The organism is Caecibacteroides pullorum (assembly GCF_019239235.1).
Classification (GTDB): Bacteria; Bacteroidota; Bacteroidia; order Bacteroidales; family Bacteroidaceae; genus Bacteroides; species Bacteroides pullorum.
On sequence record NZ_JAAZTS010000031.1, the window covers coordinates 18,928 to 29,114 of the forward strand.

The 10,187-nt window shown below is 47.7% G+C and carries 7 protein-coding genes; 3 read left to right on the forward strand and 4 right to left on the reverse strand.

Features of this window, described 5'->3' with window-relative positions:
* Window positions 1–4: 4 nt before the first annotated feature.
* A complete protein-coding gene (locus tag HF894_RS13680) occupies window positions 5–1,189 on the reverse strand; it encodes a glycoside hydrolase family 53 protein (RefSeq protein WP_204973094.1) in 1,185 nt (394 codons plus the stop codon).
* A gap of 288 nt (window positions 1,190–1,477) precedes the next feature.
* Between HF894_RS13680 and HF894_RS13685 the strand changes: the two genes are divergently transcribed.
* The 3 genes from HF894_RS13685 to HF894_RS13695 all read left to right on the forward strand — a co-directional run bounded on the left by HF894_RS13685 (window position 1,478) and on the right by HF894_RS13695 (window position 6,321).
* Entirely contained in the window at window positions 1,478–2,482 is a 1,005-nt protein-coding gene (locus HF894_RS13685; RefSeq protein ID WP_204973096.1) for a LacI family DNA-binding transcriptional regulator, read from the forward strand.
* 33 nt (window positions 2,483–2,515) lie between these two features.
* Window positions 2,516–3,874, forward strand: a complete 1,359-nt coding sequence (locus HF894_RS13690) for an MFS transporter (protein WP_021848410.1) — start codon at window positions 2,516–2,518, stop codon at window positions 3,872–3,874.
* A 134-nt stretch (window positions 3,875–4,008) separates the two neighbouring features.
* Entirely contained in the window at window positions 4,009–6,321 is a 2,313-nt protein-coding gene (locus HF894_RS13695; protein WP_204973098.1) for a family 65 glycosyl hydrolase domain-containing protein, read from the forward strand.
* A gap of 124 nt (window positions 6,322–6,445) precedes the next feature.
* Here the strand turns inward: HF894_RS13695 and HF894_RS13700 are convergent, their stop codons facing one another.
* From HF894_RS13700 to HF894_RS13710, 3 genes are read right to left on the reverse strand one after another with little or no spacing between them, the layout of a single operon-like run.
* Window positions 6,446–7,681, reverse strand: a complete 1,236-nt coding sequence (locus HF894_RS13700; RefSeq protein WP_075317956.1) for a sodium ion-translocating decarboxylase subunit beta — start codon at window positions 7,679–7,681, stop codon at window positions 6,446–6,448.
* A complete protein-coding gene (locus HF894_RS13705) occupies window positions 7,681–9,510 on the reverse strand; it encodes a biotin/lipoyl-containing protein (protein ID WP_204973100.1) in 1,830 nt (609 codons plus the stop codon). The genes HF894_RS13700 and HF894_RS13705 overlap by 1 nt, the downstream gene beginning before the upstream one ends.
* 39 nt (window positions 9,511–9,549) lie before the next feature.
* Complete coding sequence (locus HF894_RS13710) at window positions 9,550–9,804, reverse strand: OadG family protein (protein WP_075317958.1); 255 nt, start codon at window positions 9,802–9,804, stop codon at window positions 9,550–9,552.
* Window positions 9,805–10,187 lie beyond the last annotated feature (383 nt).

Genomic DNA, 10,187 nt, shown 5'->3' on the forward strand with positions numbered 1-10,187 from the left:
CTTGTCAGTCTTTAAAGGCGTTCATAATTACGGTAGGTTTTCCGTCCGAGGTGAAAGCACCCAGGCGGTATTGGCTTGGCTTGCACTCGGGCTCCCAGTAGAACACGCCCTTGCACTTGCCATCGGTATTCTCGCGGCATTCCTTGATGATGCGTGCCAGCTGCTCCCTGCCCTGCTGGAGGACGGCGTCGCTGGCCAGATTGCCCTTGTCGTCGGCACACTCCATGCCCGTCTCCACCACCATCACGTCGCAACCGTAGCGGGCACTGACGGCCTTGATGTTGGCGATACAGTCGGTAATCACCTTATTGGGGTCGGTATATTGATTGCCGTCGGCATCCTTGTTATCCCAGTTGATGCACCAGTAGGGATAGAGCGACATGCCGATCATGTCCCACTTGCCGCCGTACTTCTTCAGCTCGTCGAAGAACCAGGTGTAGAGGCTCTTGTCGAAACCGTTGTCCAGATGGACGATGGCGACAGCCTGCGGGAAGACGCTCTTCACGGCATCATAGCCCGCATTGATGAAGGCGGCCAGATTGGCCCAGTTTTCCTTAAAGCTCACCTTGCGGTTACCGTCATAGTCGATGGTGCTTTCGCCGCTCCACGAGGCACCGCTGAGCGAGGCGTCTTCGTCCCACAACATACCCGGGCGTATCTCGTTGCCCACCTGCACCCACTTGGGTGTCACGCCTTTGGCCTTCAGTGCCTGCAAGGCTTCGGTGGTATGGTTCCTGATGGCTTCCTTCAGCTGACCGAGGTCCATGTCCTTCCAGGCCGCGGGCTTCACCTGCTTGCTGGGATCGGCCCAGAAGTCGCTGTAGTGGAAGTCCACCATCACGTCCATGCCCAGGTTCTTGGCCCGCACGGCTTTCACGACCATATCTTCCACGTCGCACCATCCGCCGTGCTTCGAAGGGTCGACCCACACGCGCAGACGGATGGCATTGAGGCCGCATTCCTTCATCAGGGCGGTACATTCGCGCTCCTGCCCAGCCGCATTGTAGAACTTATGCCCCTGGCTCTCCATCTCGGTTACCCAACTGATGTCGGCTCCAAGAGCAAACTCCAAATTCTCAGAACCACTTCCATTTTCTTCCTCATTTTCCCTAGGAGAATTGTTTGTACCACAAGACAAGAATAAGAAACAGGTTCCTATAAACAAACTCAAAAAAACAAGATGCTTCATGCTTATAATCTTTATAATGAAATAATCGCTTTCAAAGATAATAAATACAAACGATTCATGCAACAGTATTCGCTTTCCTCAGCTATCTGAAAAAACGAAAAGTCTATCCCCATTGTAAAAGCAGGTATCGCAATCGTTTGCGAAAATAGATAATCCGATAATTTTCAATCTATAAAACGAAATCAGTCAGTTCCTCTAATTTTGCAATAAAAATATAGCAAGCTATAGCCTTCCCCATTTGCAAGACAAAAAATATTGTCTACCTTTGGATGGAAAATACCTATACATATGAACAAGCCTCAAATCACCATTAAAGACATAGCACGCGCATTAAATGTTTCTCCATCGACCGTGTCACGAGCCTTAAAGAACAATCCTGACATCAGTCAGGAAACGCGCGACCTAATACATGCCTATGCACACGAACACAATTACAAACCCAACGCACAAGCTGTAAACCTGAGAGCCGGACGAAGTAATACCATTGGGGTCATTGTTCCACAAATGGTACATCACTTTTTCTCATGTGTACTTAGTGGTATTGAGCAAGCATCATCGGAAGCCGGATACAACATAATTGTTGCCCAAAGTAACGAATCATATGAACAGGAAGTAAAAATCGTCCATTCGTTTCTTGCCGCCCGCGTATGTGGAGTTATCGCTTCCTTAGCTAAAGAAACCTCCCATTACGAACATTATCAGGAACTGTTAGAAAACAATATTCCTATTGTCTTCTACGACCGTATTTGTACTGGCATCAAGACGGAACGAGTAGTAGTAGACGATTATGCAGGTTCTTTTGCCGCTGTAGAATACATGATACAAACAGGATGTAAACGAATTTACTTCTATGGTGCCTCACCTCATCTTGAAATCACCAAAAACCGACGTAACGGTTATCTGGACGCCATGAAGAAATATAAGATACCGGTCGATGATTCCATGATTCTACTCTGTGACACAAGAGAACGGGCTATTGCCATCACTCCCGACCTATTGGAAAGCCCTGAGCGTCCAGACGGTTTCTTCGCGATCAATGACGAAACAGCAGCTGGTATTCTTTATGCCTGCAAGCTAGTCGGCCTCAAGGTTCCTGACGAAGTATCTATCTGTGGATTTACCAACGGAGTTATAGCCCAAAGTACAGATCCCAAACTGACAACTGTAGAACAACATGGAGAAGAAGTCGGAAAAAGTGCCTTCAACATCCTTTACGAAAAATTAGAGGGAGAAGAAAAAAGCCCCAATAAAATCGTACGTACCAACTTAGTAGTTAGAGGCACAACTAAATGAAACAACATAAAAATGTAAAAACATAATAAGACCATGAAAGTAAAACCAGATTTAAGTTTCTGGAAGCTGTGGAACATCAGCTTCGGTTTTTTCGGCGTACAGATAGCCTATGCTTTACAAAGCGCAAATATCAGCCGTATATTTGCCACACTGGGGGCTGATCCCCATTCTTTAAGTTATTTCTGGATACTCCCCCCTTTGGCAGGTATCATAGTCCAACCGATTGTCGGAGCAGCCAGTGACCGTACGTGGACACGATTCGGACGGCGTATACCTTATCTATTCATCGGCTCACTCATAGCCGTGCTTGTGATGTGCCTGTTGCCTAACGCCGGCAGTTTTGGCATGAGCGTAAGTACTGCCATGATTTTTGGTCTCTTTGCCCTTATGTTTCTTGACACCTCTATCAACATGGCCATGCAGCCGTTCAAGATGATGGTAGGCGACATGGTAAACGAAAAACAAAAAGGCTTGGCCTATTCCATTCAGAGCTTCCTTTGCAATGCAGGAAGCCTCGTCGGCTATTTATTTCCTTTCTTTTTCGCTTGGATAGGAATCCAAAATACAGCCTCCTTGGGAGTTATTCCCGATTCTGTTATCTATTCTTTCTACATCGGAGCCGCTATCCTCATCCTATGTGTCATCTACACTTCAGTCAAGGTTAAGGAAATGCCTCCTAAGGAATATGCAGAATACCATGGCATCAGTGAAAAAGAAGAGAAGACAAACATGCTGAAACTTTTGATTAAAGCTCCCAAAACCTTTTGGACAGTTGGGCTGGTACAATTTTTCTGTTGGTTTGCTTTCATGTTCATGTGGACCTATACGAACGGTAGTATCGCAGCCAATGTTTTCGATGCTCCTACTGTAGAAAATGTAGTAAACGGTGTAAAGAAAGTATTACTCGACACAACCAGTCAAGAATATCAAGAAGCAGCTAACTGGGTCGGCGTGCTCTTTGCTGTCCAAGCCATTGGTTCTGTTCTGTGGGCTATCTGCATTCCTCTGTTCAAGAATCGCCGATTGGTATATTCACTCAGCCTCGTATTAGGTGGAATTGGATTTATTTCTACTTACTTCATCCACAGCCAGTACACTCTGTTTTTCTCATTTATCCTGATAGGTTGCGCATGGGCGGCCATGCTAGCTCTTCCCTTTACAATTCTCACCAATTCATTAAGCGGTAGTCATATGGGTACCTATTTAGGACTTTTCAATGGAACCATTTGCATTCCACAGATTGTGGCAGCCGCCTTGGGTGGTACGATTTTAGCCTTATTTACCCCCGAAGGTTGCCTGCCTCCCGAAATCAATATGCTTGTCACAGCTGGCATCATGTTGATAATCGGTGCAGCATTTGTCTACATTATCAAAGAAGGGAAGTCTGAATAAAGAAGAGAATACTTCCCTAGATTTTCTTATCAAAATATCACAGTCAGGAATTTCTTTTCTGAAATTCCTGACTGTGATATTCTTTTATCGACATAAATGTTTAACTTTACGGCGCAACCATAGAATACAGCACCATGAAAAAATACCTGAAAACAGATGAATGGAATATCATTGAAGATGAATTTCATGCAGATGACCTCCGAATGTCCGAAAGTATATTTAGTTTGGGAAATGGGCGATTCGGACAACGAGGTAACTTCGAGGAACCTTACAGTAGTGACAGCTATCAGGGCTCGTTCGTCGCAGGCATTCCCTTTCTTGACAAAACCCGTGTGGCTTGGTGGAAAAACGGATTTCCCCATTATTTTACACGCATTCCCAATGCCGCTAACTGGAGCAGCATACACTTACGTCTAATCGATGAAGAATTAGATCTGGCACAATGGGATGTAAATAGCTTCAATCGAAGACTTGACATGTATAATGGCATTTCCTACCGAGATGTCAAAGTAACTTCTCCCCGAGGAAACTGCTTACACTTACATGCAGAACATTTAGTCAACATGGCCTACCCAGATCTTTGCTTAATCCGTTACAGTGTCACTTCACAAAACTATACCGGCAAACTATCTCTCCTTCCACTACTTGAAGCCAATCTGAACGACCATTCAGAATACACGGAAGAAAAAATATGGAATATACTAGACTCGGGAGTGATACAGGACTGCGCCTATTTGTGGACACAAACTCGAAGGGAAGATTCACAAGTCTGCTATGCCATGACCTATCATTTTTACAAAAACAATAAAGAGACCAGCCTTAATCCTATACGCATCGAAAAAGGGAAACAAACAGGATTCAGTCTAGGAACCGACGTAAAACCTGGAGACACTGTGACGTTGTTGAAATATGTCATTGTAGCTTCATCTCTCTATTATGAAAGGCAACATTTAGTAGAAACTTCCACCTGCATGGCTCGTAAAGCTAAAAGTGACGGATGGGAAGCACTTACAAAAGCACATCAGCAAGCATGGCATAAAATTTGGGATGAAACAGATGTCGTCATTCAAGGTGATCCAGAAGCACAACAAGGCATACGATACAACATTTTCCAACTTTACCAAACTTACCGAGGAGACGATCCGCGTCTGAATATTGCCCCCAAAGGTTTCACCGGTGAAAAATACGGAGGAAACACCTACTGGAATACCGAACTCTGCTGTGTCCCTTTTTTCTTGCTGGCTACGCCCCGAAGCATTGTAAAGAACTTACTGATGTATCGCTATAACCAACTACCTAAAGCAATTGAAAACGCCCATAAACTGGGATTTAAAGATGGAGCAGCACTTTTTCCTCAAGTAACCAATAACGGAGAAGAATGTCATAGTGAATGGGAAATTACTTTTGAAGAAATACACCGTAACAATATCATTGTTTATGCCATTCTACAATATGCAGCCATTACAGGATCCAACGAGTATATTTTAAAATATGGTCTGGAAGTAATGATAGCAATTTGCCGATTTTGGAGCCAAAGAGTCACATTCTCAAAGCCCAAACAACAATATGTCATTCTAGGAGTAACAGGCCCAGACGAATATCAAAACAATGTAGACAACAACTGGTATACCAATCTTTCTTGTGCCAGCAGCCTTAAAATGACACTATATTATTTAGATTTGGCTGCACAAAAATATCCAGAAGATTATACACGTATATGCAATCTTACCCACCTTGACTACGAAACTGAAACACCTCTTTGGCATAACATAGCCGAACAAATGTACTTACCAGAAGATAAAGACTTGGGCATTTTCGTACAAAATGATGGTTTTATGGACAAAACATTACAAAGTACAGAAGCCATCCCAGCAGATGAACGGCCAATCAACCAACATTGGTCATGGGATCGTATACTACGTTCCTGTTATATTAAACAAAGTGATGTTTTACTGGGACTTTACTTATACTATCACAAATTTGATATAGAAACGATACGGCGTAATTTCAACTTCTATGAACCCATGACAGTACATGAGTCCTCACTTTCACCGCATATTCATGCGATACTTGCCGCACGTATTGGTGAAACAGAAAAAGCATATCAACTTTTTCTGCACGCTACCCGCCTAGATCTAGACGATTACAATAATGAAACGGCTGAAGGTCTACATATCACAAGCATGCCTGGTTCATGGCTCGCTATTGCCAAAGGATTCGGCGGAATGCAAACACAAAAAGGGAAATTGAAATTCGCACCAACTCTCCCTAATCAATGGAAGAAATATATATTTAAAACCAATTATCAAGGAAGAAAATTGCAGATAGAAATCGATCAGGAAATAAAAATTACTTTACTTTCTGGCCCTACTATAAAAATAACAGTCTACGAGGAAGAATACGAATTGGAAATAGGAAATACATTGCATATTCCCCGCATCCAATAATAACTTATTCTACCAATAAAAATAGAGGTGTGTCCAACTGTCTTCTTTCGAATTCACTCGACACACCTCTACATTTATATATTAATATCTAAAGATACACTTCCTTACTTTATAAGCATTACTCTTATCCTAAGAAAGAGATGAGCACACCGGCAGCCACGGCCGAACCGATGACACCCGAGATGTTGCTGGACATACAGTAGTTCAGCACGTGGTTCTTCGGGTCGTACTTCGTGGCAATCTCGTTGCACACGCGGCTTGCCATAGGCACGGCGCTCAAGCCCGTCGCACCAATCAGCGGATTGATCTTCTTCTTCGAGAAGAGGTTCATCAGCTTCACGAACAGGATACCGCCCGAGATGGACAGGGCAAAGGCCAGGAAACCTCCGGCTACGATGCCGATGGTCGTCCAGTTCAGGAAAGCCTCGCTCGTCATCGTGGCACCCACACTGAGGCCCAGGAAGATAGTGGCGGCATTCATGATGCTGTTGGCGGCGGCGTCGAACAGGCGGCTTGTGTCCGAACCGATTTCCTTGATGAGGTTACCGAACATCAGCATACCGATCAAAGGCACGGCCGTAGGCACAAACAGAGCCACGATGGTCGTCACGGCTATCGGGAAGATAATCTTCAATACGCGCAGGTTCTTGATTTCGGTCTTCGACGGGTAGAGCTTCTCCTGCTCCTTCATGTTGATCATCAGCTCCTTCTTGGTGCAGAGCAGCTTCACAACCAGCGGGATGATGACCGGCACCAGAGCCATGTACGAGTAGGCCGCGATGGCGATGGGGCCCAGCAGGTGGGGAGCCAGCTTGATGGTGGTGAAGATGGCCGTCGGGCCGTCGGCACCACCGATGATACCCAAGGCGGCGGCTTCCTTAGGTGTGAAGCCCATCAGCACGGCGCAGAGCAGCACCGTAAAGATGCCCAGCTGGGCGGCCGCGCCGAAGATGGACAGGCGCAGGTTGCGGAGCATGGGGCCGAAGTCGGTCAGCGCACCCACACCCATGAAGATGACGGGCGGCAGGAAACCGGTCTTGATCAGCATGTAGTAGATGAAGTTCATCAGTCCCAGCTCGTGGGCAATCTCGTGGAGAGGCATCTCCCAGATGTTCTTCATCACCCCGTTCACCATCACCATACCGTTCTCGTCGGCCTGGATGACACCCATCTCGCCGCCGGGGAAGTTGGCGATGAGCACACCGAAGGCGATGGGCACCAGCAGCAACGGCTCGTAGTGCTTCTTGATGCCCAGGTAGAGCAGGATGAAGGCAATGGCATACATCACGAGGAACGACGGGTCGGCAATGATGTTGCTGAACGCCGTCATGTCATAGAGTTTTCCAAATATATCTTCCATTATCCTATCTTCATTAATACGTCGTCTTCTGATACTGAGTCACCCGGATTCTGGCAGATGGCGGTCACGGTGCCCTCCACGTCGCTACGGATGGCGTTGTAGGTCTTCATGGCCTCGATGTAGCACAGCAGGTCGCCCTTCTTCACGCGGTCGCCCACCTTGAGCGGTGTCTCCTGCGTGTTCTTGGTCAGGAAGAACTTGCCTTCCAGCGGAGCCACCACCGGCTCGCCTTCGCCCGAGGGAGCCACCTTCTCGGTAGCCGATGCGGGCAGGTCGATGTCGCCGTAGGCCACCGTCACGCGATAGGACTGTCCGTCCACCTGCACGGTCAGGGTCTTGGGCTTGGCGTCGTCGGCCGGAGCGTTGTTCTGCTCGGCGCGGCGCTTCTCCACATCGGCCAGGAAGTCTTCCTTGGCCTTACCGCTCTTGTAGGCCTCGTACTGGGCGGGGTGCATGGCATATTCGAAGAGTTCTTCGTCGTCCTCGCCCGTATCCCATTTCTTCTCCTTCATCATCTTGCGGTACTTGTCCAGGCAGTCGGGATAGTTGTCCTGCGGGTTGCCGGTGAAGAACCTGCGTCCCTCGCGTTCGGCCTTCTCCACGATTTCGGGAGCCAGCTCGCCCGGCAGCTTTCCGGCCTTGCCCAGAATCATGTCCCAGATGTCGTCGGCAATCATGCCCCAGCGCTCCTTGCCCTTCTCCATGGCGATGACGTTCATCATGGCCAGGTTCTTGACGTACTGGCTGAAGGGAGTCACCAAGGGAGGATAACCCACGCGCGGCCATACGTAAGCCACTTCGTTGAAGAGCTTGATGAGCAGCTCGTCCTGCTTCATGAAGGGCAGGTTGTGCTTGGCCTTGTATTTGTTGATGCTTTCGAGGTTCGTCTCCAGGTCGGCCATCAGCGAACCCATCATGCCGCCCGGCAGACCCGGACCGATGAGCAGGGAGTTCATCAGACGGTTGCGCGGCGAGATGTACAGGCCCAGGAAGTCGTCCATGAACTCCTGGATGAGGGCGCGCACCTTCATGTAGGCCTCCATGTTGATTTCGGGCACCTGATAGCCGGCGTCCTTCAGCATGGCCTGCACGCTGAGCAGGTCGGCGTGCCCCGTACCCCACGACAACGGCTCCATGCCCACGTCGATGTAGTCGCATCCGGCTTCGCAGACGGCCAGGATGCTGGCCATGTTGAAGCCGGGGCCCGCATGGCTGTGATACTGGATGGGGATGTCCTTGATCTGCTTGATGCCGGCCACAATCTTGCCCAGCGTCACGGGGCGTCCGATGCCCGCCATGTCCTTGATGCAGATTTCGTCGGCACCTGCCTCGATGAGCTGCTTGGCCATGTTGACGTAGTATTCCACCGTGTGTACCGGCGAGTGGGTGATACAGAGCGAGCATTGCGAAATCATGCCGGCCTCGTGGGCGTAGCCGATGGAGGGGATGATGTTGCGCACGTCGTTCAGTCCGCAGAACGTGCGGGTGATGTCAGTGCCCTGCGCCTTCTTTACCTTATAGAAGAGCTTGCGCACGTCGGCAGGCACGGGGCTCATGCGGAGGCCGTTCAGCGCACGGTCCAGCATGTGTGTCTGTATGCCGGCTTCATGGAAAGGTTTCGTCCAGGCACGCACGGCCTTATTCGGGTTTTCTCCAAAAAGCAGATTCACTTGTTCGAAGCCGCCGCCGTTGGTTTCCACGCGGGCAAAACAGCCCATCTCCACAATGGCGGGAGCCACCTTCACCAGCTGGTCAACGCGGGGAACATACTTACCGGCGCTCTGCCACATGTCCCTGAAGACCAAGCTGAACTTAATTTCTCTTTTCATCGTTGATGCTATTCTGTAAAAATATGAATAATGTGTTTTTTATCTCAGTTTCTCCACCTTCGTCACCTTGCCTTTGTCGTGTGTCACTACGGCAACCGCGGCACTGATGGCCGCCATGATGTTGGCCGGTATCGGAGCGGGACCTTCCTTCTTGGCAGCCGCCGCCTCTTCGGGCGCATACTTGTTGACAAGCGCTATCATCGCCTTGCCTAAATAGATGACAATCAGCAGGATGGCAAACACAGTAGCCATGCCCACCACCATCAGCAGAAGTGCAATATTCAAGTTCTCCATATCAATAATTTATAATCAATTACTTACATTCTGTAAAAAATTGCCCGAAATTACCAATAAATACTTATAGTATAAAGAAATATTGTGATAAAAGATGCTAAATAATAAGACAGAGAATAAACAAAAAGTTCACAAATTCTTCCATTCATATTTTTTCACAAAGTACACAAATATCATAAAAAATCACAAAAAGGAACATGGCTACAATTAAAATGAAAAATCTTCGAAAAATAAGCAGAATAATTTATGAAGAATAAAAAATAGTTCATCCTTCACAAGGAGATACTTTCAGAAGATGCAACGCAGCACTGCATGAGGGTGTAACTCAGCACTTCTTGGAGGTGTCAGTCCGCACTTGCTGAGGGCATGAGGCAGCACTGCGT